The sequence below is a fragment of the Cellulomonas sp. ATA003 genome (assembly GCF_031582905.1).
Classification (GTDB): domain Bacteria; phylum Actinomycetota; class Actinomycetes; order Actinomycetales; family Cellulomonadaceae; genus Pengzhenrongella.
In genome coordinates this window covers 4037532-4063652 of the sequence record NZ_CP133990.1, presented here as the reverse complement: position 1 = coordinate 4063652, position 26121 = coordinate 4037532, and the positions used below count along the sequence as shown (strand labels likewise).

Genomic DNA, 26121 nt, shown 5'->3' with positions numbered 1-26121 from the left:
GGGTCAGTACCTCGTCCCGTGCGCGCGGAAGAGCTCGCGCGAGTCGGTGCCCTCGAAGGTCGCAATGGCGTCGCGGATCTGCGGGTCCTTGTGGTTGAGCAGGAGGTAGTGCTCGTCGACGAGCGCGACAGACTGGATCCGGTGGTAGGCGTCCGCGTGGGTCGCGGCGTAGTGGGCCAGCCCTTTGAGCTTGTCGACGGCGTCGGCGAGGTGGGTGCCGTGCGGGTCGACGAGGGAGGCGACCAGCTGGCCGGCGACCTGGTCAACGAAGACGAAGTCGGGAGCCAGCCCCTTGATACCGCCAGCGGTCGTGTATGGGATCTGCAGCGAGTGCCTACCGGTGGAGGGGTTGCGATACCAAGCCACGGCGCCCGCGTTGAGCTCGGTCCGCAGCACGTGCTCCTCCCAGCCCTGCAGCTCCGCGCGGTACAGCCCTTCGCTGTCGGACAGGATGTGCCGCTCCCACGCCGTGCCGGCCGAGCTCTCGGTCTTGTTGCTCGGCAGCGTGATCGTGGTCAGCAGAGGCCGGTCCGACTCACGCTTAATGCGGTCGAACCGCTCCTGCTCAGGGGCGGGTAGCCGGGTGATGGCACCGCCATAGTCCTTGAACCACTGCTCGACGATGTGCGAGGCACGGCTCTTCAGCGCGGCCGGCAGGCTGGGGTCGCCGGCCAGAGCGATGGTGGTCAGCTGCGCCTGGCGGATCTGGTCGTCATGTTCGGCCAGCCGCTTGACGTAGGCGTTGGCCAGACCCTGCGGGAGCAGCGCCTCCGCGCGCTTCATCAGGATGTGCACGCCGCGGGCGTCGAGCACGAGCTCGGAGCTGGTGTCGGTGCTGGCCGCCGTCGGGTTGGCGAAGCCCACGGTGTGTTCGAAGAGGCGTGTGACGCCGGCGCCGCGCACCAGCTGGTCGAGCTCGCCGGACTCCTCGAGGACCGCCCGATGCTCGTCGATCACCGACACCAGTGCGGTCCGGGCCTTGATCGGCGCCTTGGCGTCGATCGTCACCCCGTCGTGCTCACCGGCGAGCAGGATTGCCATCTGGGTGAGCCGGTCCACAGGTGAGCGCAGCGTACGTCGCGGGATCGTGTACGACGGCACGGCACCGATCACGTCGAACACCGATGTCGATGCCGTGGCGCTCAGGTCGTGCACCGGTGTCGCGTCGGCGGCGAACAGCCCGCCAGCGTCGGGCGTCCGGTGGCTGGCCGCGGTCGTCGCGCTCGACGTCGTCGGCTGCACGGGCCCGGTCGGTGAGGCGAGAGTCGCCGTCGCCTCATCGACCGACGCCAGGTCGAGGTCATCCGACGGCGGGCTTACGGGAGAGGACGATGGGGTCCGGAGCGTGACGTCGAGGGCGGCTGCCGGTGCCGGGGCAAGGGTGGGGTTCCGAGCGAGTTCGACGGCGTCGACGATGACTGTGGTGCCGTTCGCGAGGGTCTCGTCGTCGCCGACCCGGAACCGTTCGGCGATCGCCTCGACCGCCACCTTGTCGAACTTCGGCAGGATGCAGTGGACCGCGTTGAGGTCCTGGTCGGTGTCGATGCGCCGTGCGAGGGGCGTGCGCACCATCCGTCCCATCACCTGGGTGATCAGGTCAAGGTCACGCGCTACCCGGAACGAGAGCAGGACCTCTGCGCGCGGGCAGTCCCAGCCGGTCGTGATGGCCGTCTTGCACAGCACGACGCGGACTCCGGTGCGGTCCTGGATGTCCTCGGGGGGCACCAGGGGATCTCGTATCCGCCTGCGGTCACGGGGGTGTGATCGGCGAACGTGTGCACGATGGCCTCGGGGCCGATGCCCGGCCACTCCTCGAGCACCGTGCTGATCAGGGTTGCCAGCTCGGCCGGCGTTGGCTTGTCCGCCACCTGGATGACCAGCGCGGGATGGACTGCCGGCTCTCCGGTCGCCGCGGTGTACGCGGCCCACTTCTGGTCGTACAGCCGCACGCGCTGCACCGCGAACCGCACGAGCGCGGACTCGGCCGCGTCGACTCCCTGGGTGTGACCCAGGACGATCTGCTCCTTGAGGAGCCCCGAGGCGCGCACGTCCTCGGTGCGGATGGTGTGCTGCTTCGTCGTCCGACCGGCCTCCGCCATGGCTCCGAGGAACCGCCGCGGCGTCGCCGAGATACCCCACACGACGGGCGCGGCAGGCCGGCCGGTCGCGCCGCCGCCGATGATCTGGCTGACGATCGTCTCCCGGGTCCTGCCAGACGCGGCAGCCGTCGTGGTGCCCCGGTGGGCCTCGTCGACAACGACGACGAAGCCGTGCGGACGCTGCACGATCGTGTTCGCGATCGTCTCCCACAGCGAGTAGATGCGTCCGTCGATCCTGGACTTGGACAGCGTCGCGTTGGCGCTCAGCTTCTGGATGTTGAGGAAGTAGACGCGCCCGGGAGCGAAGACCTCCTCGTCGAAGTCGCTCTCGATGATCGTCAACCGGTTGAGCTTGATGTCCGACGACGAGTCGAGCATCTTCTGCAGAGTCTGTCGGTTCAGCGACGGGTCGTCGGTGACCCACAGGAACGTCGCGTCCTCAACGCCGGCCGTAGCTTCGTCTCCGTCGAGGGACGCTTCGATGACGCCGGTGGCGATGACGGTCTTGCCCGCACCTGTCGGCGCAGCCAGGACGACAGCGGAGCGTTCGTCCGGGTCATCGTCATGGTCCCGGGTCGCACGGACGAGGTGCTTGGAAATCGCCGCGACGGCGACCTCTTGGTAGTCGAACAGCTCGTACTTCACACACGCTCCCTTGGCGACCCGCGGCCGTCGGAGCCTAGCCGCGCCCCCGCCGCGTCCACAGACGGCGACCAGCGTCAGCGACGGTCAACGTCAGAGCCAGCGCGTCGGCCACCGGGCCGCATCCCCCGGCTGCACCACTGGCCGGGCTACTGACCCGACGAGATGGGGAGGTCACCTGTCCGACCCCGGGGAGCCACCGCGGCGAACGGTCGACGGCTCCCGTCGACCGGGGGTGGTGCACGAGCGGTCACGTGCCGCACATGAGGTCGGTGTGATCGCGGCGTCCCGCCGCGGTGCATCGCCCCCTCGAGAACGGGACCACCATGAGCCAGACCACCTCCACCCAGATCGATCGGCCGAGCCGACGTGAGGCGGTGCTCGCGCGAGCTCGTGAGATCGCCGCGACAGCGCGAGCGGCTGACGCGGTGCTTCGCGCCAGCCGCAGCGCCACTGAGCTGCACGAGGCGCTCCGTGACGCCGGTGTGTACGACGCGCTCCGTGACGCCGGGGTGCTGTGAATGGCGCGCGGCGTGGCGGCCGGCCCGGTGGGGCCGGCCTGGCGCCGCGCGTCGCGCGACAAGATTCGTTGCCAGCGGGGCACCCTGGCGCGGTGGAGACGGCAGAGCCGGCGGCCGCGGCGGCTGAGCGCGCGCGGGTTGGGCGCGACCTGCGCGCGGCGGTCCTCGAGCGGCGCCGCGCGGACGCCCGGGTGGCGCTGCTGGTGCAGGAGCTCCGCGTGCGCGGCGCGACGTGGACGGACGTCGCGGCCGACCTCGGCGTCTCCCGGCAGGCGGCGCGTCAGCGGTTCGGCGGCGACGAGCTGGCGCCCTGAGCGGCCGCTACAGGGGTCGAGCGAGCCTGCACCGAAGGCAGCCAGTCGTTCCACGGGTCGCGGCCGGGGCGCGGCTATTCGACGCAGACGTATCCGGGGGACGTCGCGACGACGTCGAGCTCGAGCGCGACGGCGTAGGTCGTGGTGGTGGTGATCGCGCGCCGCGGTGGCGACAGGACGGTCTGCGGCAACGATTTCCGGCACCTGGATGGCTCCGCTACGGACGCCGTCGCGGAGCCAGAACGTGCCCGGCCACCGGAGGGCGGCTGTGACCAGACGCCCGGGAGCACCCGCTCGTAGCCCGACTCGCGCACACTCGCCCTCACCGCGTCCGAGTCCGCGGGACGACGCTCTACGGCACCATGGAGCTGTGATCACGGAGTCGTTTTATCTGGGCCCCACGCGGCGACCGGTGCCGCTCAAGTCGTGGGGGAGGTCATATCCGCCGCGCAGGCAGGTGTGCTTGACGAGACCCAGTGGGTCGAGCTGAAGCAGGACGTGCCGGCCTCGAGCAAGTCGGCCAACCTCGAGCTCGCCAAGGACCTCGCGTCGCTGTCCGTTGACGGCGGCCTGCTCGTGATTGGCGTCGCCGACGCGGACCGGAAGGCGGGCGACGTCGTCGGTGCGCGCCTGCAGGGTCTGGAAACTCGGATCGATCAGGTCGCCAACGGGCAGATCACCCCGCCTCTGAGCGTCACGATCACCCGGGTGGACCACCCCGATGACGCCGAGCGCGGCGTCCTGCTGGTAGGGGCGCCGGCGTCGCCGGACGCGCCGCACATGGTCGACGGCGCGTACTGGGGCCGTGGAGCGACCGGTAAGCGGCGCCTGTCCGACCCGGAGGTCAGGCGGCTGCTGATGACCCGCCAGGCGCAGACGGCCGGGTTCGAGACCCGGCTGCGGGATATGGCCGAGACGTTCGAACTACCCGCGCGCGAGCGACGCAAGGGACACGTCTACCTGCTCGCCGAGCCTCTCGCCCCCGTCCATGCACAACCATCCAACGGGCACGATGAGCACCTGCTCGAGCTCTTAAACTTCGAGCATCCGGTTCCGCCCACAGTTCGCACCCACCATCGATTGGCTCACCTACCGGCGCGCGGATCCCGACGGCATAGCCGCGACGTCGTTCCCGCCCGCGGAGCCCCTCGAGAAGGACCTGTACGCGCTGCGGGCGCTCGTCGCCGACGACGGCAGGATCGCCCTGACCTCAAGCGAGGGAACGACGGACCCGTCGGAGTTCAGTCGCGACCGGCCCTCGCAGCAGCTCGTCAACGCGGGCCACATCGTCGAGCTCGCGCACAGCTTCGCCGAGATCACCGGTCAGCTCTCGAGCAAGCGGTTCTCCTACGGCGGACCGTGGCGGCTCGGCGTCCGGGTCGATCGTCTCGAAGGCGTGCCGGCGACCGAGGTCCTGGACAGCTTCTCGGGGCGTCGCTTCGCCGGGTACCCGCGGCCGGAATTCCTCCGCGTCGTCACCGCGACCTCGGGCGAGCTCGTGAGCCAGACGCCTGACGTCGTGAGCCGGCTCGTGGAGCCGCTCCTGCGAGGGCTCGGCGTCACCTCGCGGTACCTCCCGTACGCCCACCCACGCGAGATCGCCCAGGGCCGCAACCGCCGCTAGGCCCATCGCTTGGGTGCCGGCCGACCAGGTGCATGCGCACGACCGCCTCTCAAGGCGCGCGCCCCGAAGGCCACCGGACAGCGGCTGAGCGTGAACGCGTCGACTCCATTGCTCGCGCCGGACGGTGCCGCTCCGAAGGAACGTCGGCTGCCACTGGGCCACCCGACCAGTGTCATCGAGGCAGCTACGTTGAACTGTTGCCTCGGTGGTGGACCGCCAGGTCCATCCCGCGGATCGGAAGGCCAACTCATTTATCCGCTCTTGGTTCGGCGCTGATGGTTCACCCGGCCCTATACCGCGCCTCGGCGTCGATGTCGGAGATCATGGGCGAACTCAATGAAATGGAGTGCGTTCGATGACCGAGCACCTCGGCCCCGCCTCAGCGGAGATGACGCCGTACGAGCGTGAACAGTGGGCCCGCCTGCACGAGTACTGGGCTGCGCGCGCGAACGAGCGAGGCGCACCCGCCTGGCTGACCGACGGCGCACGGGCCGTCGGCGAGGTTACCGGCAAGGCGGGTAGAGCTGTCGGAGAGGCAGGTAGAGCGGTCGGCAACGTCATCCCCCACCAGGTGAAGGACGCTGCCCAGTCCACCGGTTCGGCGATCTTGGACCGGGCGCTGCATCCCACCGTCGACGGCGCCCTTCACCTATTAGGCTCGTGAATGATTGGGCAGTCGCGCTGCACGACCCGAACACAGTTGTTGCAATTGCCCGCAAGCGGGGACTGGAAGTGACCGACATCTCCGAGCTGCGCAAGGTCGGGCTCAAGGACTGCGACCGGCTCCTGACCCGCCAGACGCTGAAGTGGCGCACCGTGGGAGCCCTCGAAGGCGGTGCCATGGGCGCACTGGCCATGATCCCGGTCGCCGGGCTTCCCGTGTCGATGGGCGCCGACGTCGTCGTGATTGATGTCCTGTCGCTGTCGATTGCGACACGCGTGGCACACTCGTACGGCTTTGATGCCCGAGATCCAGCGGAGCGGGAGTTCATCGACACGGTAATCGAAACCGCGGTGGCGTGGAACCTCGCGAAAACTGGCCCGCTGGTCCCTGCCCACAAGGCCCACGGCGCTGTGCGCGGGCGGTTGAGGTGGTCCAAGAAACTGCGCGAGGACCACCGCCTGGTCGATGGGCTCGAAAAGTTTATGGCCCGGTGGTATCGGGGCGGGCATGTGCCGGTGCAGCACGTTGGCAAGGCGCTGTGGGGAGTTGGCATCGCTATCGGGGCGGGCACGAACGCGCGCACTCTCGGGCGGGTCGCCGAGCACACGCGCGCGTACTGCCAGACACGGTGGCTCAGTGAACGGTACGGGCTGCCGCTGCCGCCGGCCTTGGCCGACATCCACCCGACCGGGTTCGACCCGCCCACTCCGGAGGACCCGCCGGGCACGCACGTGTGACCGGGCTCGCGGAGGCGCCCGTCTCGGAATGGCTGCAAGGCGAACTCCGGGCGTACCGGTGCGCGGCATGAGCATCAATGCCAGTCGGTGCCCTCCGTTAGCCGGATGCCAGCGCTCACTCGAAGGGCTCATGTCGAAAGGTCGTGCCATCGCACCAGATGACATCGACGTCGAGCTCGTGGGTACGTGCGACCTGTCTAGCGAGTTGCGACGGCTCGCCGGGGATCAGGACGGCGACGCGATCGACAACTTTGGTGTCTCGGTTTGCGATGGTCCGGTAGAGCATCGCCTGTGTGATGGCGCCGAGCACAACTACGTCGTCGACGTACGCCTTTGCCTCGATGATGAGCTGCCGTTTGTGGTCGAAGATGTCAGCTCGCCGATTGTCGAGGGGATACTCGCGCTCCACAGCGTGCGAAAGGGACGCAGCGTACCTGTCGCACAGATCCGCTTCGACGGTGAGTTCAAGTTCTGCCCGCTCCGCTAGTGACAACGTCGGGTCGGCGAGGATCGCCTTCTCGTCGAGCAGCGACCAGTATCTGCGGTGGCAGGCGAGGCGCGCGTTCTTGAGCTTTTCGTGCATAGCCCAATAGACATCGCAGTGTCGGTACCGGCCGTCGAGCTCGAGGTAGCACTCATGGATCGTCCGGCTTCGCCTGCCATCCGACGGGCGCGGCCAGCCGAGGGCGAGGACTGCGTTTGCCACCTCGGGCAGGGGGCGAACTTGGCATCAGCCGGCAGCCCCGGTCGCCGGAAGAACTCGTGGTCGTACTGCATCACCCCCGTCCATTCGAGATCGAGTACCGCCAAGAGGACACCTCGAGCGGCCTCGGCTTTCGTCTTGCCGTGCTGTGCTGTGCTCGGAGATGCTCCTCGACCTCGTCCCATACGACTGTCTGGTCGAGGTTCTGTTCGATGTAGCGGCTGGCGAGGCCCGCTAGGTGGTCGTCGTTCTGGCTCCTCCGTCCCGAGTCGGCGCCGGGATAGGGAACGCTCACGCCGTCACTTCGCGCCCGGTCTGACCGTGACCGGCGCGCCGCCGCAGCATCGGATGGTGCGGGCTCTTGAGCGACATAGCCACGACCTTAGATGCAAGCGCTGACAGTAGAGGTGCGTGCAGTGCGCCACCAGGTATCACGAGACCGGCCTTGGGGAGTTCGCGACGTTCGCGCTCATCGACCATGAGCGGTAACCGGGTGGTCACTCACACCTCTCGCTGAGGATTCGGACACGAACGTGAGACACGAGCCGTCTCACGCTCGTGTCAGTGCCCAGGTCACCGCGCTGGCGATCGGACATCTCCAGCGAGTTCCTACACCCGCATCACCTGGCCGCCGTCGAGGCCACCGCGTTAGGGTCCACGGGTGCTGACGATTCCCTGCACCTGGTGGCAGTCGCTGTAGAGGCGGCTGCGACCGGACCCTGTCCGAGCTGCCCACGGCGGCTCGGACCTGTGCCGGAGGACGGCACTCGACTGGCACGACGTGGGCGGCTCCCCCTGGAGGAGAGCTCGTGATCCACCCGCCTGCCACGTCCCTGACCGCCACCTCACCGACTGCTCCCTCACCGACGGCGACGACCCCGCCCCGCGCGTCGGTCACCACCGCGCCCGTCCTGGCCGCTCAGCGGCGCAGTGCCGAGCTGGAGCAGCAGGTCATGGAGGATCCTGGACGGTTCCGTGTGCTGACCGGTGATCGCCCGACCGGCCCGCTGCACCTGGGCCACTACTTCGGGACGCTCGCCAACCGCGTGCGCCTGCAGCGCGCCGGGGTCGAGGTGTTCCTCGTCATCGCCGACTATCAGGTCATCACGGACCGCGACACCGTCGGGGACGTCCGGGGCAACGTCCGCGAGCTGCTGCTGGACTACCTCGCCGCGGGCATCGTCCCTCGCGGCGGCACCGGATCCGGCTCAGGTCCCGGCTCGGGCTCCACCGGTGCGACGATCTTCACCCACAGCGCGGTGCCTGCCCTCAACCAGCTCGTGCTGCCTTTCCTCAGCCTCATCAGCGTCGCCGAGCTGCAGCGCAATCCCACCGTCAAGGCGGAGGCGGCCGCGGCGGGCGGGCGCGCGCTCAGCGGGCTGCTGCTGACCTACCCGGTGCACCAGGCCGCGGACATCCTCTTCTGCGGGGCCGACCTCGTTCCTGTGGGTCAGGACCAGCTGCCGCACCTCGAGGCGACGCGGCTGATCGCTCGCCGGTTCAACGAGCGCTACGGCTCCGGCCATGCCGTCCTGAGCGAGCCCGAGGCGCTGCTGTCCGCCGCCCTCCTGCTGGGCACCGACGGAGCGAAGATGAGCAAGAGCGCCGGCAACGCCATCCCGCTGCGCGCGAGCGAGGACGGGACCGCTCGCCTGATCCGGTCGGCGAAGACCGACGCGGAGCGGCGCATCACCTACGAGCCCACCCGTCGCCCCGAGGTCTCCAACCTCCTGCTCACCGCCGCCCTGTGCACGCACGGAACGCCCGAGGCGATCGCGGAGGCCATCGGCGACGGCGGGGCAGGGGCGCTCAAACGGCTCGTCGTCGAGGCCGTCAACGAGCACCTGCGGCCGCTGCGGGCTCGACGTCGCGAGCTGTCCGACGCCGACGACCACCTGCGGGACGTCCTCGCGGCCGGCGACGCCGCAGCCAAAGACGTCGCCGACCGCACCCTGCGCACCGTCCACGAGGCGATGGGCATGACCTACTGACGACGACCCCAGCCATCCGGACCTCGTCGCGTGCTCGAGAGCACACTCAGGAGGGTGGAAGGAGAGCGTCGACCGTCCGCGCCCATCCGCTCACAGCGGCGTGACCTGCTGCTGCGCGGGCGCAGGCGCGACGGCCGTGTTCGACTCGGTGTCGACGTGCCGCTCACGACGTGGCCCGCGTCCATGCCGCAGGTGACACCCCTCGCCCCTCCCGCACGCTGCGGGCACTTGCGGCCTACCCCCGGGAGGACACCCATGACCACCGCGACACGGCACCGCCCGAGCGCCGCGACGAGCGGCCTGATCGCCGCCGCCCTGTGCCTGTCCCTCAGCGCGTGCTCCGCGACGCCGGGGACGATCACCGCGCCGACCGCAGCCGAGCAGACGACGGACGCAGGCGAGGTCGGTGAGTCGGACGTGCACAACGACGCGGACACGCAGTTCGCCCGGCTCATGATCGTCCACCACGAGGGTGCGCTCGAGATGTCCGAGCTCGCCGTCCGGCAGGCAGCCACCGAGGAGGTGCGTGCGCTCGCGGAGCGCATCGCGGACGCCCAGGATCCGGAGATCGTGCTCATGACCGGGTGGCTCGAGGCGTGGGGCGAGGACAGGGCGGCCGATGCGGAGCACGGGGCCATGGACCACGGCGGGACGCAGGTCGAGGGCCTGAGCCAGGACGAGGCCATGGAGGTGCTGTCCGGGCTCGAGGGACGCGACTTCGACCGCAGCTTCCTGGACCTCATGACGGCGCACCACGGGGGCGCGATCGAGATGGCCGAGGCGCAGCGCACCGACGGTCAGAACATCGAGGCCCGCGACCTGGCCGCGCGGATCGTCGCCGACCAGACGCGTGAGGTCAGCGAGATGGAGGCGCTGCTCGAGGGACTGTAGGGGCGTCGCCCTGCTCCCGCACCGAGCTCGCACCCGGCCCACCCGATCGCATCGTCCACCGTGCGATCCGCCGCGCACGATGCGAGACCGGCGCCGCCGGGCGCCCCGTCAGCGGAGGTAGGGGTCGACGGGGACGCCGAACGCGTCCGACGGGAGCACCCGTCGGAGCCGCCCGAGCAGTCGCGCCGGAGCGCGGCAGTCTTCGGACACGAGGCGCAACACCGCCGTGCCCGCCTCCTCGATGGCCTCCTGACGTCGCTTCTCCCGGAGGACGGTCTCAACAGCGGTCCCGCGCGCCGTGTACTTCGCCGCGCCGTCGTACTCCGCGACGACGCGCCACTCCGGCCATCCGAAGTCGGCCCAGAAGACCCCGAGGTCCGTGTCGACGGCGACCTGTGTGGTCGGCGGCACGACACCCAGGCGGACGACCGTGAGCCGGGCGATGGACTCCCCGGCGACTCCGCGCCGCCGTCGGCCACCGCGAGCACCGCGCGGGCCACCCGCACTCCCCGAGCGCGGGACCGTCGCCGCAGCAGCTCCGCCATGAGCTCCCGGTCCGCGCCGTGATGGAGTGCTGCGTCCATGACGACCAGGCCACCGGCAGGCCCGAGGGTCATCGCGCAGTCGACGGCGGTGCGCTCGAGCGTGGTGACCGCATGCCCGGCACGGGTGGCGACCTCGTCCGCCGTCAGGGTCAGCACGTGACGGACGACGTCCCCCGGCAGGGAGGCGTTGGGGTTCGTCGGCTGGATGACGTGCACGGCCGACGGCTCCTCGAGGACCGGGAGGCCCCACAGCAGGGCAGCGGACATGTGGCTGAGGACGTGGCTGCCGCGCAGCTGTGCACGGACGGCCGCGATGCGAGCAAGGCTCGCCGCCCGGGCCGCGGCGTACCGGCCGGCCGACGGGCGCGCCGTGTCGACGTAGACGCCCCTCCGGACCCTCGTCCACCGTCCCGCGCGGACGTGGGCAGCGACGACCGGCGGCGCGTGGTCACAGGCGCGGTGGATCGTCGGGAGCGAGGGAGGCGGAGGGGGACCGGCGAGGACCCGGGACGCAGAGGCACCACTCGACAGTGCTCCCCCGACGCCCGAGGACAGGCCCCTCCACCACTCCGACGGTGCACGCCCCCACCGTCCACAGCGCGGAGGTCGCGGCACCGGCCCCGGCCCCGGCCTCGGCCCGAGCCCCGGCACCGGCCCCGGCCCCGGCCCGAGAGATCGCACCCCGCGCTCGGGGTCGCACCGTGCACGGTGCGACCACGAGCAGGAGGTGCGAGTTCACCGGGACGACGCGCCCGCGACGCCGTCGACGTCGCGCACCCAGCCGTCGTCGGTCGCGGAGAAGCCCACCCGCGCGTAGTAGTCCTGCGACCCGACGACGTCCCGCGGCACCAGCAGGCGCCGGAACCCGTGCCGGGCGAACACGCCGCTGCGGCGGTACACGAACTCCCCCGGGGTGAAGTCACGGAAGCGCGGGGTCACGTAGTCGAGCTCGATCCGCGCCACGCCGTCCCCGGCGTCCCGGACGACGACGGCGCCCACCGTCTCGTCCCCGCGCAGCACGAGGAACGCGTGCCGACCCCGGACGAGTCGGTCGTGAACCCGGGGTAGAAGCGCGCGATGTCGGCGGCATGGGTGCGCAGGGTGTGGGCGAGGTAGGCGTCGTCGGGCCCGACCTCGACGACGTCGTAGGTGGCCTCGTCGTGCCGCTCGCGGTGCAGCCGCACGAGCCAGTACGCGTCGATGACCGTGATCGCGCCGTTCATGGCCGCGAACGGCCAGATCTCCAGCCAGGTGTTGTACCCGGTCGCGATGAGCGCGCCGGCGAAGTTGAGGACCCGGAACCGCCAGACGCCCGCGAGGGTGAGCGAGAGCACGACGAGCGCCGAGCCGAGCCAGCCGACGGCCTCGAGCCACACCATCCGCGGAGCGTAGCCGTGCCACCACCGGTCCCGCGGAAAAGCCTGGACCCCGCCGGCGCACCGGCGGACGCTGGAGGCATGACCACCACCGGCATCACCCGCTGGACCGTCCAGCCGGTCCCCGTGCCGTCGTCGCTCGACGACGACGACGCCTGGGCGCTCCACGGCGAGGCGGCCCTCGAAGCCACCGTCCACCGCGCTACCTGGGGTCACGCGGATCTTGCGTTCCCGGCCCCGGCCGTCCTCGCCCATCTTCGCGCCCGCGACTCGGTCGAGCGCACGCACCTCGTGGTGACGCACCCGGACCGGCCCCGCGACGTCGTCGGCGCCGCCCACCTGGTGGCCCCGCAGCGGGGCAACACCCACCTCGTCGAGGGCGAGCTGCTCGTGCACCCCGACCACCGCCGCCAGGGCATCGGCACCGCACTGCTCGAGGCGGCCGAACGGCACACCCGGGCCGTGGGCCGTCGCCTGCTCATCATCGGCTCCGACCACGGCACCGAGCCGGCGGCGGACGACCCGGACGCCATCACCCCGCCGAGCGGCAGCGGACGCATCTCCCGGCGTGACCCCTTCGCCCGGTTCGCGGAGCGGCACGGCCTGCGCCTCGACCAGTCCGACCGCTACAGCGTCCTGCCGCTGCCGGTGGACACCGGTCACCTCGAACGGCTCCGCGCCGAGGCGGAGGTGGTCGCGGGACCCGACTACCGGCTGATCACCTGGCAGGACCGCTGCCCCGACGAGTGGGTGGACCAGTTCGCCGTCCTCGAGACCCGGATGACCACGGATTCCCCGATGGGCGCGCTGGAGATCGAGGAGGACCCGTGGGACGCCGACCGCGTGCGCGAGGCCGAGGCGACGTCGGCCGCGAGCGGCCTGGCATCGCTCGGCACGGCGGCCGTCCACGTCGCGACCGGCACGCTCGCCGGCTTCACCGAGCTGGAGTACCCGATCGAGCAGCCGGAGGTCGTGTTCCAGGAGGACACGCTCGTGCTGCGCGAGCACCGCGGTCACCGCCTCGGGCAGCTCGTCAAGGCGGTGAACCTGCAACGGCTCGCGGAGGTCCGGCCCGGCGCACGCCGGGTCCACACGTGGAACGCCGAGGAGAACAGCTACATGCTGCGCATCAACGTCGCGCTGGGCTTCCGGCCGGTCGGGGTGTGCGGCTCGTGGACGACGGCGGTCGACTGAGCCAGCTGGTCCGCACGGTCCGCACGGTCCGCCTGGTCCGCACGGCCGGGCTCACCCCGGGACGACGGCGACGAACCCCGGGTCGACCCGCAGCGTCACCGTCGCGCCGGCCTCGACCGCCGCGACGCCCGGCGCCACCGCGGTGACCGTCCCGAGCCCGGGGACGTCGACGGCGACCTCCGACCGGCCGTGGCGGAACGTCACCGCCCCGGCCACCCCGGTGAGGGCGCCCGGACCGTCCGGGCGCCCTCCGCCCGTCCGGGCGCTCGCATCCGCACCCGTCGTCGACCGGCCCCCTGCGCGGTCGACGACGAGTGCGCCGCGTGCGAGCGCCGCGACGGCGCCGCCCGCCGTCCCGGGGCGCTCGCCGAGGGCATCCCGCACCGCCGCGGCGGCCCGCGCGGTCCCGGTGACCGCGCCGTCGTCAGCGGCGTCGGCCGCAGCCAGCGCCCCCGCGTTCGCCGCGCCCGCACCGGCCGGGGGCGCGTCCAGCGGCACGAAGGCCTCGTAGCCGAGGAACTGCGCGACCTCACGTGATCCCGGCTCGCGCCACAGGCGCGCCGGGGTGTCCACGCGCAGCACGCGCCCGTCGCTCATCACGGCGACGCGGTCGGCGACGGTGAAGGCCTCGTCGTGGTCGTGCGTGACGAACAGCGCCGTCGTGCCGGTGTCGACGAGCGTCGCGCGCACGTCCGCCGCGAGGCGCTCGCGCAGCGAGCGGTCCAGCGCGGAGAGCGGCTCGTCGAGGAGCAGCAGCTGCGGCGTGGGCGCGAGCGCGCGGGCGAGGGCGACCCGCTGCTGCTCGCCGCCGGACAGCGTGCTGACCGCCCGCCCGCCGTACCCCTCGAGGCCGACGACGGACAGCAGCTCCTCGACGCGCCGGCGTCGCCCGGACCGCCCCATCCCGGCCATCTCCAGGCCGAACGCGACGTTCCGCGCGACGTCGCGGTGCGGGAACAGCTGTCCCTCCTGGAACATCAACCCGAACCCGCGGCGGTGCACCGGCACGTCGGCGAGGTCGGCGCCGTCCCAGCGCACCGACCCCGCGACGGGTGGCTCCAGGCCCGCGACCGCGCGCAGCAGGCTCGACTTGCCGCACCCGGACGGCCCGAGCAGCGCGACGACCTCACCGGGCGCGACGTCGAGCGAGACGCCGTCGACCGCCGTCGTGGGGCCGGCGTCGCCGTCGTCGTAGCGCACGACGACGTCGCGCACCTCCAGCCCGCGCGGCCGCCGAGGCGGGGGACCTCCGGGACTGCGGTCCGGTCCTGCGCCCGATCGGTGACGCTCACGGTGCCTCCCTCTGACTGGCTGACAGCACCCTCGGTTCGCCTGCGGTGCCCTGCTCGCTGCGCTCCCAGCGCCTCCCCGGCTCACAGCACCCTCGGTTCGCCGACGGTGCCCTGCTCGCTGCGCTCCCAGCGCCTCCCCGGCTCACAGCAACCCTCCGTTCGTGGGGCCGCGCAGCCGCTCGGCGAGCGCGATCACGCCGGCGGTCATGGTGGCCAGCATGACCGAGGCCGCGAGCGCCATGCCGGCGCTGTCCGCCCCGGGCCGCCCGATCAGCCGGAAGATGACGACCGGCAGCGTGGGGGCGTCCGGCCGGGCGAGGAACGACGTCGCCCCGAACTCCCCGAGCGACACCGCGAACGCGAACCCGACCGCGAGGCCGACGGCGCGCGCCGCGATCGGCAGGTCGACGGCCGCCAGCACGCGACCGGGCGCCGCGCCGAGGGCCGACGCCGCCTGACGCAGCCGCGGGTCGATCGCCCGCAGCACCGGCAGCACCGTGCGGACCACGAGCGGGACCGCGACGACCGCCTGGGCGACCGGCACCAGCAGCCCGCTCGTGCGCAGGTCGACCGGCAGGCCGAGCGGCCGGTCCAGCGTGATGAGGATGCCGAAGCCGACTGTCACGGCGGAGACGCCGAGCGGCAGCATGAAGGCGGCGTCGAGCAGGCGCACCGCGCGTCGTCCGGCGCGGGCGCGCGGGCGCCGGGACACCACGAGCGCGACCAGGCCGCCGACGACGAGCGCGAGCACCGTCGCGTCGACGGCGGCGCGCAGCGAGTTGGCCGCGGCCTGCCACACCGTCACCGACAGCCCGTCCCCGACGGTGCCGAGGTTCACGTAGTTGGTGAGCCCCCACCCGTCCGGCGTGCGCAGCGAGCGCGCGACCATCGTGGCGAGCGGCAGCGCCAGCCCGACGAGGACCACGCCGGTCACCGCCACCGCGCCGCGGTCGCCCCAGCCCGACGTCCGCCACCGCAGCGGGGCGGCCCGGCCCGAGCCGGCCAGGTGCAGCGCCCGCTCCCCGCGTCCGGGCGCGACCGGCCACCCACAGCGCACCGGCGACGATCACGAGCTGCACGACGGACAGCACCGACGCGGTGCGCAGGTCGAGGAACTGCGTGGTCTGCACCCAGATCTCGGTCTCGACCGTGCCCAGCCGCGGGCCGCCGAGGACGAGGACGGTGCCGAACGCCGTCGCGCAGAACAGGAACACGAGCGATCCGGCCGACGCGATCGCCGGCGCCAGCGCCGGCAGGGTCACGCCGACGAACGCCCGCCACGGCGGGGCGCCGAGCGCCCGGGCTGCCTGCTCCGCACGCGGGTCGAGCCGCTCCCACAGGCTGCCGACCGTCCGGACGACCACCGCGTAGTTGAAGAACACGAGCGCCGCGACGACCGCCGTCATGGTGCCGTCCAGGCGCAGGCCCGCGAGCGGACCGCCCTCGGTCAGCAGCGAGCGGAACGCGACGCCGACGACGACGGTGGGCAGCACGAACGGCACGGTCACGAACGCCCGCACCAGCCCACGCCCACGGAACCGGCGCCGGTACAGCACGTACGCCCCCGGGATCCCGAGCGCGAGCGAGATCGTCGTCCCCAGCGCCGCCTGCTGCAGCGTCTGGCCGACGATGCGCCACGTGCGCGGGCGGCTGAACACCTCGACGAACCCGGACAGGTCCGGCGCGCCCTCGGTGGTGAAGCCGCGCGCGACGAGCGTCGCGGCCGGCCAGCCGAAGAAGAACCCGAGGAACGCCAGCGGCAGCCCCGCGGCCACCGTCCACCCGGCGACCGCCCGGGCGGACGTCGTCCGGCGCGACGACAAGCCCGACGGCGACGGACGCGTCGTCGTCGGGCCGGCGTGTGCCGCGAGCGCGGTCGTCAGCCGATGACCGTGTCGGTCCACGTCCGGATCCACTCGTCGCGGTTCGCGTCGATGGCCTCGGGGTCGACCGTGAACGGCTCGGGCGACAGCGGTGCGAACCGCTCCCAGGCCTCAGGCAGCGCAACCGACCCGTCGACCGGGTACATGTACATCGCGTCCGGGATGTCCGCCTGGACGTCGGCGGAGAGCAGGAAGTCCACGAGCTGCCGGGCGCCCTCGGGGTTCTCGGCGCCGGCGAGCACGCCGGCGTACTCGACCTGGCGGAAGCACGTCTCGAGCAGCGCACCGGTCGGGGCCTCGTCCGCGCCCTCGGGCACCTCGGCCGGCGGCGACGACGCGTAGGAGACGACGAGCGGGCGAGCCCCTCGCCGGACGACCCGGAGAAGTCGACGCTGTACGCGTCGGACCAGCCGTCGACGACCTTGACCCCGTTGTCGCGCAGCGCGGCCCAGTACTCGGTCCAGCCGTCCTCACCGAACGCACCGACGGTCGCCAGCAGGAACGACAGCCCCGGGGACGACGTCGCCGGGTTCGTCACCACGAGCAGGTCGCGGTACGCGGGATCGGTGAGGTCCTCGAGGGTCACCGGCTCCGGGATCCCCTGCTCGGCGAACCAGTCGTGGTCGACGTTGACGCACACGTCGCCGACGTCGACCGGGGTGAGGTGACCCTCGTCGTCGGCGGCGTAGCCCTCCGCGCCGGCCGGCAGCGCGGGCGACGTGTAGGGCTCGAGCACGCCCTCGGTGATCGCCCGGGACGCGAACGAGCTGTCGATGCCGTAGACGGCGTCACCGAGCGGCGACTCCCGGGTGAGCACGAGCTGGTTGACGAGCGTGCCCCCGTCCCCCGGCTGGGAGACCGTCAGCTCGAGCCCGGTCTCCGCCTCGAACGCGGCGACGAAGTCCTCGCCCAGACCGAAGGAGTCATGGGTGACGAGCGTGACGGAGCCACCGCCCGAGCCGGACGCGTCGGGCTCGGAGCCGGTGCCGGCGCCTGAGCCGGCGACGGAGCAGCCGGCCAGGGCCAGCGTGACGGCCCCGGCGAGGCCGGTGAGCGCGGTGGTGGTGCGGTGGGTGCGAGCGGTCCTCGCCATGTGCGTCCTCCTCATCGGTGCAGGAGGGGTACCCCGTGGCACCGGGGAGCAGCCCGCACGCGGGCGCATCCACAGCGTCACGGGGAAAGAGAAGCCCGACTCCCTACGCCGGTGTGAGCCGGATCAGGTTCGAGGGTCTGCGGATCACCGCACTCTCAGCGCTGTCCGGTCACCCGGCGGCGCTCCCCTGTCGTTCACCCCGGACCCTACACCGGGGCCGTCGGGGGTACCGATCGCCGGCCACCCCCGCGGGGACGGCCCCCGCCGGCCCGGCGCCGACCTCTCGGCGCCGATAGCGTGGGCGCTCCACCCACTGCTCAGGAGGTTCCCGTGGTCGACGAGTCCACGCAGTCCACCGTCTCCAAGGTCGTCGGCCTGGCCGTCGCGGGGGGCACCGTCTGGCTCGCGCAGAAGGCGGTCGCCGCCGCCTGGAACGCCGTCACCGGCCACACGCCGCCCAAGCCCGAGGACGAGGGTGACGCCGGCCTGACGGAGGTCGCCATCGCCGCGGCGCTGACGGCCGTCGTCGCGTCCCTGGCCCGCGTGCTCGCCACGCGTGGGACCGCGCGCTTCCTCAGCTGACGCGCGGCCCGTCACCGGATTCCCGGGCACCGGCGGGCGGCCGCCCTCGGTGTCCCGGGCGATCTCGGCCGGGGTGAGCTGCCGCTGGGCCTCGCGCGCGTCCTGCTCCGCGGCCTGCTCGTCGGCGGCGTCCTGATCCGCCGTCAGCTCGTCGACGAGGAGCAGGTCGTGGCGGACCTTCCCGGTGCGGTAGCCGGCCCGACCGACCATGTGCGCGGCGACCGGTGACGTGAGCAGCTGGAACACGACCACCAGCGCGAGGATCGACAGCACCGGGCCGGACCGCAGCCGCAGCGCGAGCCCGAGGAGCACCAGCACGAGCCCGAGCACCTGCGGCTTCGTCGCGGCGTGCATGCGGGACAGCAGGTCGGGGAAGCGCAGGACGCCCATCCCGGCGGCGAACGCCAGCAGCGCACCGCCGAGCAGGCACAGCGCCGCGAGGGCGTCGGCCACGACGGTCCAGTCGATGCCGTCCATCATGCCTCCGGGTCGTTCCGCGTCGGGGTCGCGACGGCGTCGGACTCGTCGAGGCCGAGCCGCTCGGCCTCGTCGCGTGCGATCTCCTCGCGGGTCCGGACCCGGCCCTGGCCGGGCGGCTCCTTGGACGCGAAGCGGGCGATGGTCACCGACCCGACGAACCCCACCAGGGACAGCGCCACGAGCAGCGGGATGGTGTCGGTGCGGCGGGAGACCGCCGCCTCGAGCCCGACGATGCCCACCAGGGTGGTGGTGAGCACGTCCAGCGCGATGGTGCGGTCGAGCATGCTGGGGCCGCGCTCCATGCGCACGACCGCGAGGATGCCTCCCGCGGCGAGCAGGGTGGCGCAGATCCAGGCGACGACGGTCATGCGGGCACCTCGTGGGAGGACTCGACGGGCTGCCGGGACCGGTCGAGGCCGGCTGCCTCGATCTCACGGTCGGACGCGAAGGCGCGCATCACCCGCTCCTCCTGGTCCAGGACGCGCCGGCGCGCGTCCTCGATGCCGTCCGCACCGCCCGCGTCGAGCACGTGCATGTAGAGCGTGCTGGTCAGGCGGTGCGCCTCGACGACGAGCGAGCCGGGGACGAGGGAGCAGAACTCGGCGGTGAGCGTCAGGTACAGGTCGGAGGAGCTGCGCAGCCGGACCCGGATGACGGCGCTGCGCGGCGGCCGGCGACGGAACGCCTGGATGCTGACGACCACGCTGGCCACGACGACGTCCTTGGCGAACACGGCGAACAGCCGGAGGATCCCGAGGGGACGCAGGCGCCCCTCCGCGGCGACGGGGGGCAGCGGCAACGCGATGCTCACGACGAGTGCGATCGCGAGCCCCGCGAGCACGTTCGCCACCGTGAGGTCACCCCACAGCAGGACCCAGACGACGGTCAGCCACGCCAGGGTCGGCCACTGCACGGCGATGCGCCGCCGACGCGTGTGCAGGCTCATGGCGTCCCACCGTCCTCGGTGCCGGACTCGGACTCCAACTCCGACTCGGTGCCGGACTCGGCCTCGGACTCGGTGACGTCGTCGTCGGCGTCGTCGTCCGCGCGGCCGGGCTCCGCGTCGCGGGCGGCCTCGTCCGAGACGCCGTCGCCCCGACCGCCGCCCGGGAGGACCGACTCGATGTACGGCAGGCGCGCCCGCAGGTCGGTCGCGGCCCGCTCGGTGTACCCGTACAGCGGCCCGGCGACGACGGTCAGGCCGACCCCGAGGACCACGAGCGACGCCGCGGAGCCCACCATGGCGCGCGGCAGGCGGATGGCCTCCACCTTCTCCGGCGCGGTCTGCCAGAACGCCTTGTTCCACGCCTTGACCAGCGCGTACAGCGTCAGCAGGGACGTCACCACGCTGCCCGCGACGAGCGCGTACGCGAGGGGCGTCCCCAGGGCGACGCCGGCCTGGATGAGACCGACCTTGCCGAGGAACCCCGAGAAGGGCGGGATCCCGGCCAGGTTCATCGCGGGGACGAAGAAGAGCACGGCGAGGAAGGGCGCGATCTTCGCCAGCCCGCCGAGCTGGTCGAGCGACGTCGTGCCGCCGCGGCGTTCGACGAGCCCCACGACGAGGAACAGCGTCGTCTGGACGGTGATGTGGTGGACGACGTAGAAGACCGCGGCGGAGACGCCGGCCTCGCTGGAGAGCGCGATGCCGAAGATCATGAAGCCGATGTGGCTGACCAGCGTGAACGAGAGCAGACGCTTGATGTCGGTCTGCGCGACGGCGCCGAGGATGCCGACGACCATCGTGGCGAGCGCGGCCCACATGAGCAGGTCGTCGGCGCGCCCCCGGGGAACAGCAGGGTCTGGATGCGCAGGATCGCGTAGACGCCGACCTTGGTCAGCAGGCCGGCGAAGACCGCGGTGACCGGGGCGGGCGCCGTCGGGTAGGAGTCCGGCAGCCACGCCGAGAGCGGGAAGATCGCCGCCTTGATGCCGAAAGCCAGCAGCAGGAGCAGCTGCAGGACGAGCGACACACCGGGGTCGATCTCCGGGAGCCGCTGCGCGAGCTGAGCCATGTTGACCGTGCCGGTCGCGGCGTAGGTGAGCGCGATGGCCATGAGGAAGATGAGCGAGGACAGCAGCGCCACGACGACGTAGATCGTCCCGGCCCGGATCCGTTCGGCCGACCCGCTCAGGGTGATGAGCACGTAGCTCGCGGCCAGCAGGACCTCGAAGCCGACGTACAGGTTGAACAGGTCGCCGGACAGGAACGCGATCGCGACCCCCGCGGCGAGCACGAGGTACGTGGGGTGGAAGATCGCGACCGGCGTCTCCTCGTCCCCGTCGGCCAGACCCTGGGCGAGGGAGTAGACGAGGACGGCGAGCGTCACCGCCGACGAGATCGCGAGCATGAGCGAGGCGAGGCGGTCGGCGACGAGGTTGATGCCGACCGGCGCCGACCAGCCGCCGGCGTCGACGACGAGCGGCCCGCTGTCGACCTGCCAGAGCAGGGTCAGCGACGCGAGGAGCGTCAGGGTGAGCGCGACGAGGCTGATGATCCGCTGCGCGCGGGCGTGCCGCCACATCGCGAGGGCGAGACCGGCCCCGGTGAGGGGCAGGACGACGGGCAGCGGCACGAGCCAGGTGAGGTCGTTCACCGGCGCCTGCCCTCCCCGGTCTCGTCGCGCGCCTCGACGGCGTCGAGGTCCAGGTCGCTGGTGACGTCCGGGGTGTCGCTGTCGGAGAAGATCGCCTGGTTGGCGGCCGCGATGCTCGCGATGCGGCGGTCCTCGAGGTCGTCCTGCACCTCGTCGTGACGGTGGAGCTGCCACGACCGGTACGCCATCGCGAGCACGAACGCCGTCATGCCGAGGGTGATGACGATCGCGGTGAGCACCATCGCCTGCGGCAGCGGGTCGCTCATCTCCTCGGTCGGTGTCGAGCCGACGATCGGCGCCCCACCGGAGGCACCGCCGGCGACGAGGAACAGCACGTTGATGCCGTTGCTCACCAGGACGATGCCGATCATGATCCGGGTCAGGCTGCGCTCGAGCATGAGGTAGACGCCGGTGGAGACGAGGCCGGCCACCACGATGACGAGCAGGATGTTCGGCGTCATGTCCGGGTCGATCATCGGGTCACCTCCTCGGTGTGACGGGTGCCCCGGGGGCCGGGGGTGTCGCGGGCGCCGCCGGAGCCGCGCTTGTCGTCGACGGCGCTCCCGGCGCGCGTCCCGCTGGGGGCGTCGGACTCGCCCGGCTCCGACGGCAGGTGCGCCTCGACGCCGTGCTCGGACCCGGCGGCGTCCGCGCCGTCCTCCTCGCCGTGCCGGTCGATCTCCGCACCGAGGGACCGCAGGACGTCGAGCACCAGACCGACCACCACGAGGAAGACCCCGATGTCGAAGAACAGCGACGTCACCAGGTGGATGGTCCCGAGAACCGGGACCTCGAGGTCGATGATCACGCTCTGCAGCACCTCACCACCGGCGAGGAGCGCGACGAGCCCGACACCGGCGGAGAGGAACAGCCCGGACCCCAGCAGCAGACCGGGGTGGACCGGCGCCGCCTCGCCGAGCTCGTAGCGCCCGCCGGCGAGGTACCGCACGATGAGCGCGACCCCCACGATCAGGCCGGCCGCGAACCCGCCACCGGGTGAGTTGTGGCCGGAGAACAGCAGGAAGAGCGCGACGACGACCATCGTGTGGAAGAGCAGCCGCGTGACGACCTCGAAGATCACCGAGCGGCGCTGCGGCGCCAGGGTCTGCTCGGCCCGCAGCCAGGAGCGCGCCCGGCGGCTCGCCATCCCGACCGAGCCGGCGTCGATGGGCGACGACGGCAGCGGCGCGTCCGTCGTCAGGGCGACCGCAGGGCGCCGCAGCCGGGCACCGGCGTCGAGCCCGCCACCCCACACGCGGGCAGCGGTCCGCTCGTCGACGTCGCCGAGCCGGTGCAGCTCGCCGCTGCGGCGCTGGAGGAAGATGAGCGACGCGACGCCGGTCGCGGCGACCAGCAGCACCGCGATCTCGCCCATGGTGTCCCAGGCGCGGATGTCGACGAGGACGACGTTGACGATGTTCTTGCCGCCCCCGAACGAGTAGGCCTCCTCGGGGAAGGGCACCGACTGCGGCAGGTGCTGGCGCGCACCGGGGGCGATGAGCGCGAGCGCCCCGACGGCCGAGCCCACGGCGAGCGCGATCGCGAGCCGTAGCCACCGGCTCCGGGCCAGCGGACGGTCGGAGAAGTACGGGGGCAGGCGGCGCAGGACGAGCACGAACACCACCAGCGTGATGGTCTCGACGAGCACCTGCGTGAGCGCGAGGTCCGGGGCGCCGTGCAGGAGGAACAGGACCGCGATCCCGTAGCCGCAGGCGCCCAGCAGCACCACGGCCTTGAGCCGGCGGCGCGAGCGGGCCGCCAGGACGGCCGCGCCCAGGATGAGGACCGCGATGATCACCTGCAGCACGGAGTCGCCCCACAGGACGGCGTCCGGCAGCCGCGTCCCGGTCACCAGAGCCGTCCCGGTCAGCGCGACCAGCACGATGAGGATCGCGCCGAGGTAGAAGGGCAGCGATCCGCGCTGGGTCTGCGCGGTGACGTCGGCGGCGAAGTCGTCGAGCTTGCGCATCGTGCGGCGGTAGGCGCGGTCGGCGTCGACGTCGACGTGCAGCGCGACCTGCACGCGCTCGACCCGCGTCCGGGCCACGAACAGGGCCGTCCCGACCACGAGCACGCCGATCGTGATGAGCAGGACCGGGGTCAACCCGGCCCACAGCACGAGGTGGCCCGCCTCGCCGCGCGGGAGGGTCGACGCGTAGGGCGAGAGCACCTCCTCCCCCACGGTGGGCACGAGCGCCAGGACCAGACCGAGGACGGCGAGCACGAGCGCGGGCACCGTCATCACGAACGACGGTTGGGAGATGGAGGCGAAGCCGGTCGGCTGCTCGGCGGCCGCGTCGGTGCCGGCGGGGGCCACGGGCGGCTGCGGCTTGGAGGCGAAGGCACCCCACACGAAGCGCAGCCCGTACGCGACGGTCAGCGCGGAGCCGACCGCGACCGCCGCGAGGACGACGATCGCGACCCAGCCGCCGTCGTCGTCGTGCAGGACGGCCTCGAGGGCCGCCTCCTTGGCGACGTACCCGGCGAACGGCGGCAGGCCGACCATCGAGGCGGCGGCGAGCACGCCGACGGTCGCGGTCACCGGCAGCGCGCGACCCACCCCGGAGAGCCGGCGCAGGTCGCGGGTGCCGGCGGCGGCGTCGACCACCCCGACCACGAGGAACAGGGCGGCCTTGAACATGGCGTGCGCCCCGACCAGCGCGACGCCCGCGAGCGCGGTGGCCTGGGTGCCGTAGCCGACGAGCAGCACGATGAGGCCGAGCTGGCTGACCGTCCCGAACGCGAGCACGAGCTTGAGGTCGTACTGCCGCATCGCGCGGTAGCCGCCGAGCAGAAGCGTGCCGCAGCCCAGCGTCAGCACGATGACGCGCCAGGCGGTGAGGTCGGCGTAGGCGGGCGCGAAGCGCGCGACGAGGTAGACGCCGGCCTTCACCATCGCGGCCGCGTGCAGGTAGGCGCTGACCGGCGTCGGCGCCGCCATGGCCGCGGGCAGCCAGAAGTGGAACGGCAGGAGTGCGGACTTCGTCACCGCACCGGCGAGGAGACACACCACCGCGACGGTGGCGACGGTGCCGCCCGGCGGGTCGGCGATGACCTCGGACAACCGGTAGGTGCCCGCCGCGTGGCCGAGCAGGACGAGCCCGACGAGCATCGCCAGGCCACCCGCGGTCGTGATGATGATGGCCTGCATGGCCGCGCGCCGGCTCGCCTTGCGGTCGGCGTAGTGGCCGATCAGCAGGTAGGAGAAGACGGTCGTCAGCTCCCAGAACACATAGAGCATGAGCAGGTCGTCGCTCGCGACGAGGCCCAGCATCGCGCCGGCGAACGCGACGAGCACACCGCCGAAGCGACCCAGGCCGCCGGCCGACTTCGAGAAGTACGCCGAGCAGTACACGAGCACGAGGGCACCCACGCCGCCGACCAGCAGCACCATGAGCCACGTGAGGGTGTCCATCCGGAACGCGAGCTCGAGCGACAGCCCGGGGACCCACTCGACCACCTCGACCGGTCCGGCGCCGTCGAGCACCGCACGGGTCTGCGCGAGCGCCCAGACCGCGGCCGACGCCGGCGCGAGGGCCAGCACGAGGAACGCCCGGCGGCCCCACCACGCGACGAGGACAGGCGCGGCGAGCGCCATGACCACATGGGCCGCGAGGAGGTAGAGCACGTCCGCTCCGTCCGGTCGGGGGCGGGTGGGCGATGGACAGATCGGCCTGCCGACCGGGAGGGGTCCCGAGCGACAGGCCTGGCGTTGTCGAGAGGCACAGGTGCGGGCACGCGGCCAGGGGAGGACCCCGGCACGGTGCGTCACGGATGTGGCGTCACGATATCAAGCGACGGTCGATGCCTCGCGTCGCGTCCGATCGCCCCGTCAGAGGTCGACGGGCTCCACGAGGAACTCCGCGGCGTCCATGACCTCGCCGCCGACAGCGGCGTACAGCGCGCGGGCGACCGCGGCGACCACTGGCTGCGCCCGGTCACGAGCGGCGCGGTGCGCCGCGGGCGGGTTCTCCTGCTCGGCCTCCTCGTCGTCGGCCGGCTCCCACCGGACCCGGTACGTCGCGACGCCGTCGGCGGGCCAGGTGAGCCCGCGCAGCGCTACCGGCAGCACGGCCACGCCGCCCGCGTCACTGCCCGCCTCGACCACGACGACGCCGTCGGCGTCCTGCACGACCTCGATGCCGTATCCGTCGAGCGGGTCCGGGGCGGCGAGGGCCTCGGCGTCCCACGCTGCCGCGCGCTCCTGGACCCGCCGCCGCACCCGCTCGCCGATGGCCGGCACGGGGGCGTCGACCGGCAGCGCGTCCGGCCGTGGGCCGGTCCAGGGGACCGCGTCCATCGCGAGCCGCGCCCCGGGCACGACGCGCTGCACGACGGCGAGCGCCGCACCCGGCTCGAGCCGGACGGCCGAGTAGACGGTCAGGTCCGTCGCGCCCGCCGGGTCCGGGGCGAGCACCGCGGCGCCGTCGGCGACCCGGACCGCGCCACCCAGCCGGCGGGCGGCGTCGACGAGCCAGCGCAGCACGCGCTCCTCGTCGCGGACCGGCATGCCGTCGGGAAACGCGCGCTTGAGCCCGTCCCGGTCGCCGCCGGGATAGGGCGGCTCGCCGCGCTCGCGCGGTGCCGAGATGAGGTACGCCGTCGCAGCGCCGGGCGGGAGGCCGAGGCGGGCGGCGTCGTCGGGGGCGAGGGCGAACGGTCCGGCCGCGGACGAGTGCCGCGACAGGCGCAGGACGCCGACGCCGGCCAGCGGGTCGCGCGCCGCCCGGCCGCGCGGCGCGGTCGCGGGGACCGGGGTGTCCCAGCGGGCGCCGAGGAACCGGCTGACGGCGAGCGCCTCCACCTCATCGGCCGCGACGTCGTCCGGCAGCGCGAGCAGGTGGCGGGTCGCGAGCCGGGGGTCGTCCGCGGCGAGCCGGGGCGGGAGCACGG

At 72.7% G+C, this 26121-nt stretch carries 22 protein-coding genes, 5 pseudogenes and 1 riboswitch; of the genes and pseudogenes, 10 read left to right on the top strand and 17 right to left on the bottom strand.

Going from position 1 to position 26121, the window contains the following annotated elements:
• Positions 1-3: 3 nt before the first annotated feature.
• Both REH70_RS20090 and REH70_RS20085 read right to left on the bottom strand, forming a co-directional pair.
• Positions 4-1725 (bottom strand): hypothetical protein, encoded by a 1722-nt coding sequence (locus REH70_RS20090; protein WP_310750206.1) that lies wholly within the window; start codon positions 1723-1725, stop codon positions 4-6.
• Positions 1611-2744, bottom strand: a complete 1134-nt coding sequence (locus REH70_RS20085; protein ID WP_310750201.1) for a DEAD/DEAH box helicase family protein — start codon at positions 2742-2744, stop codon at positions 1611-1613. The genes REH70_RS20090 and REH70_RS20085 overlap by 115 nt, the downstream gene beginning before the upstream one ends.
• Positions 2745-3067: 323 nt before the next feature.
• On the opposite strand from REH70_RS20085, the gene REH70_RS20080 reads away from it, so the two are divergent.
• From REH70_RS20080 to REH70_RS20060, 6 genes and pseudogenes are all read left to right on the top strand, one after another.
• Positions 3068-3262, top strand: a complete 195-nt coding sequence (locus REH70_RS20080) for a hypothetical protein (protein ID WP_310750198.1) — start codon at positions 3068-3070, stop codon at positions 3260-3262.
• Between the two features lie 92 nt (positions 3263-3354).
• Positions 3355-3576: an RNA polymerase subunit sigma-70 gene (locus tag REH70_RS20075; protein WP_310750194.1), complete on the top strand. Its 222-nt coding sequence runs from the start codon at positions 3355-3357 to the stop codon at positions 3574-3576.
• A 426-nt stretch (positions 3577-4002) separates the two neighbouring features.
• Positions 4003-4395, top strand: a pseudogene (locus REH70_RS20985) (helix-turn-helix domain-containing protein); the annotation flags it as partial.
• Between the two features lie 577 nt (positions 4396-4972).
• Positions 4973-5200: a hypothetical protein gene (locus REH70_RS20070; RefSeq protein WP_310750190.1), complete on the top strand. Its 228-nt coding sequence runs from the start codon at positions 4973-4975 to the stop codon at positions 5198-5200.
• A gap of 355 nt (positions 5201-5555) precedes the next feature.
• On the top strand, positions 5556-5864 hold the full coding sequence (locus REH70_RS20065) for a hypothetical protein (RefSeq protein WP_310750187.1): 309 nt from the start codon (positions 5556-5558) through the stop codon (positions 5862-5864).
• A 68-nt stretch (positions 5865-5932) separates the two neighbouring features.
• Positions 5933-6601: an EcsC family protein gene (locus tag REH70_RS20060; protein ID WP_310750185.1), complete on the top strand. Its 669-nt coding sequence runs from the start codon at positions 5933-5935 to the stop codon at positions 6599-6601.
• A 115-nt stretch (positions 6602-6716) separates the two neighbouring features.
• On the opposite strand, the gene REH70_RS20055 is transcribed toward REH70_RS20060, so the two are convergent.
• The gene (locus tag REH70_RS20055; RefSeq protein ID WP_310750182.1) at positions 6717-7307 is read right to left on the bottom strand and encodes a hypothetical protein; all 591 of its coding nucleotides are present in this window, start codon (positions 7305-7307) and stop codon (positions 6717-6719) included.
• Positions 7308-8215: 908 nt separating this feature from the next.
• Here REH70_RS20055 and trpS point away from each other — a divergent pair.
• Entirely contained in the window at positions 8216-9295 is a 1080-nt protein-coding gene (trpS, locus tag REH70_RS20050) for a tryptophan--tRNA ligase (RefSeq protein WP_310754449.1), read from the top strand.
• A gap of 255 nt (positions 9296-9550) precedes the next feature.
• Positions 9551-10186: a DUF305 domain-containing protein gene (locus REH70_RS20045; RefSeq protein WP_310750180.1), complete on the top strand. Its 636-nt coding sequence runs from the start codon at positions 9551-9553 to the stop codon at positions 10184-10186.
• Positions 10187-10294: 108 nt separating this feature from the next.
• Here REH70_RS20045 and REH70_RS20040 read toward each other — a convergent pair whose 3' ends face one another.
• The 3 genes from REH70_RS20040 to REH70_RS20030 all read right to left on the bottom strand — a co-directional run bounded on the left by REH70_RS20040 (position 10295) and on the right by REH70_RS20030 (position 12110).
• Complete coding sequence (locus tag REH70_RS20040; protein ID WP_310750177.1) at positions 10295-10597, bottom strand: hypothetical protein; 303 nt, start codon at positions 10595-10597, stop codon at positions 10295-10297.
• An 869-nt stretch (positions 10598-11466) separates the two neighbouring features.
• Positions 11467-11694, bottom strand: a complete 228-nt coding sequence (locus REH70_RS20035) for a hypothetical protein (protein WP_310750175.1) — start codon at positions 11692-11694, stop codon at positions 11467-11469.
• Positions 11667-12110 carry a hypothetical protein gene (locus REH70_RS20030; protein WP_310750172.1) on the bottom strand — a complete coding sequence of 148 codons (444 nt, stop codon included), beginning with the start codon at positions 12108-12110 and terminating at the stop codon, positions 11667-11669. The genes REH70_RS20035 and REH70_RS20030 overlap by 28 nt, the downstream gene beginning before the upstream one ends.
• A gap of 78 nt (positions 12111-12188) precedes the next feature.
• Here REH70_RS20030 and REH70_RS20025 point away from each other — a divergent pair, with 78 nt between their 5' ends.
• The gene (locus REH70_RS20025) at positions 12189-13301 is read left to right on the top strand and encodes a GNAT family N-acetyltransferase (protein ID WP_310750170.1); all 1113 of its coding nucleotides are present in this window, start codon (positions 12189-12191) and stop codon (positions 13299-13301) included.
• Between the two features lie 51 nt (positions 13302-13352).
• Here REH70_RS20025 and REH70_RS20020 read toward each other — a convergent pair whose 3' ends face one another.
• From REH70_RS20020 to REH70_RS20005, 4 genes and pseudogenes are all read right to left on the bottom strand, one after another.
• Positions 13353-14522 carry an ABC transporter ATP-binding protein gene (locus REH70_RS20020; RefSeq protein WP_396134783.1) on the bottom strand — a complete coding sequence of 390 codons (1170 nt, stop codon included), beginning with the start codon at positions 14520-14522 and terminating at the stop codon, positions 13353-13355.
• 213 nt (positions 14523-14735) lie between these two features.
• A pseudogene (locus REH70_RS20015) lies at positions 14736-16416 on the bottom strand (ABC transporter permease).
• A gap of 56 nt (positions 16417-16472) precedes the next feature.
• Complete coding sequence (locus tag REH70_RS20010; RefSeq protein WP_310750163.1) at positions 16473-16793, bottom strand: hypothetical protein; 321 nt, start codon at positions 16791-16793, stop codon at positions 16473-16475.
• A gap of 80 nt (positions 16794-16873) precedes the next feature.
• Positions 16874-17569 (bottom strand): annotated as a pseudogene (locus REH70_RS20005) (thiamine ABC transporter substrate-binding protein); the annotation flags it as partial.
• A gap of 83 nt (positions 17570-17652) precedes the next feature.
• Positions 17653-17768: riboswitch (TPP riboswitch) on the bottom strand.
• A gap of 131 nt (positions 17769-17899) precedes the next feature.
• On the opposite strand from REH70_RS20005, the gene REH70_RS20000 reads away from it, so the two are divergent.
• Positions 17900-18151, top strand: coding sequence for a DUF4235 domain-containing protein (locus tag REH70_RS20000; RefSeq protein WP_310750161.1), 252 nt, complete (start codon positions 17900-17902; stop codon positions 18149-18151).
• Between the two features lie 180 nt (positions 18152-18331).
• On the opposite strand, the pseudogene mnhG reads toward REH70_RS20000, so the two are convergent.
• The 7 genes and pseudogenes from mnhG to REH70_RS19965 all read right to left on the bottom strand — a co-directional run.
• A pseudogene (mnhG, locus tag REH70_RS19995) lies at positions 18332-18628 on the bottom strand (monovalent cation/H(+) antiporter subunit G); the annotation flags it as partial.
• On the bottom strand, positions 18628-18999 hold the full coding sequence (locus REH70_RS19990; RefSeq protein ID WP_310750158.1) for a monovalent cation/H+ antiporter complex subunit F: 372 nt from the start codon (positions 18997-18999) through the stop codon (positions 18628-18630). The gene REH70_RS19990 and the pseudogene mnhG, both read right to left, overlap by 1 nt.
• On the bottom strand, positions 18996-19577 hold the full coding sequence (locus REH70_RS19985; protein WP_310750156.1) for a Na+/H+ antiporter subunit E: 582 nt from the start codon (positions 19575-19577) through the stop codon (positions 18996-18998). The genes REH70_RS19990 and REH70_RS19985 overlap by 4 nt, the downstream gene beginning before the upstream one ends.
• Positions 19574-21228 (bottom strand): annotated as a pseudogene (locus REH70_RS19980) (Na+/H+ antiporter subunit D). Before REH70_RS19980 ends, REH70_RS19985 begins: the two are co-directional and overlap by 4 nt.
• A complete protein-coding gene (locus tag REH70_RS19975; RefSeq protein ID WP_310750153.1) occupies positions 21225-21704 on the bottom strand; it encodes a Na(+)/H(+) antiporter subunit C in 480 nt (159 codons plus the stop codon). The pseudogene REH70_RS19980 and the gene REH70_RS19975 overlap by 4 nt, the downstream one beginning before the upstream one ends.
• Complete coding sequence (locus REH70_RS19970) at positions 21701-24856, bottom strand: Na+/H+ antiporter subunit A (protein ID WP_310750150.1); 3156 nt, start codon at positions 24854-24856, stop codon at positions 21701-21703. The genes REH70_RS19975 and REH70_RS19970 overlap by 4 nt, the downstream gene beginning before the upstream one ends.
• 204 nt (positions 24857-25060) lie before the next feature.
• A complete protein-coding gene (locus REH70_RS19965; protein WP_310750147.1) occupies positions 25061-26119 on the bottom strand; it encodes a hypothetical protein in 1059 nt (352 codons plus the stop codon).
• Positions 26120-26121: the final 2 nt, after the last annotated feature.

Coding starts and splice junctions, on each gene's coding strand:
- REH70_RS20045 (WP_310750180.1), top strand. CDS start 9,551: ATGACCACCGCGACACGGCACCGCCCGAGCGCCGCGACGAGCGGCCTG.
- REH70_RS19975 (WP_310750153.1), bottom strand. CDS start 21,704: ATGATCGACCCGGACATGACGCCGAACATCCTGCTCGTCATCGTGGTG.
- REH70_RS20030 (WP_310750172.1), bottom strand. CDS start 12,110: ATGGTGTGGCTCGAGGCCGTCGGCTGGCTCGGCTCGGCGCTCGTCGTG.
- REH70_RS20065 (WP_310750187.1), top strand. CDS start 5,556: ATGACCGAGCACCTCGGCCCCGCCTCAGCGGAGATGACGCCGTACGAG.
- REH70_RS19990 (WP_310750158.1), bottom strand. CDS start 18,999: ATGACCGTCGTCGCCTGGATCTGCGCCACCCTGCTCGCCGCGGGAGGC.
- REH70_RS20025 (WP_310750170.1), top strand. CDS start 12,189: ATGACCACCACCGGCATCACCCGCTGGACCGTCCAGCCGGTCCCCGTG.
- REH70_RS19985 (WP_310750156.1), bottom strand. CDS start 19,577: ATGAGCCTGCACACGCGTCGGCGGCGCATCGCCGTGCAGTGGCCGACC.
- REH70_RS20080 (WP_310750198.1), top strand. CDS start 3,068: ATGAGCCAGACCACCTCCACCCAGATCGATCGGCCGAGCCGACGTGAG.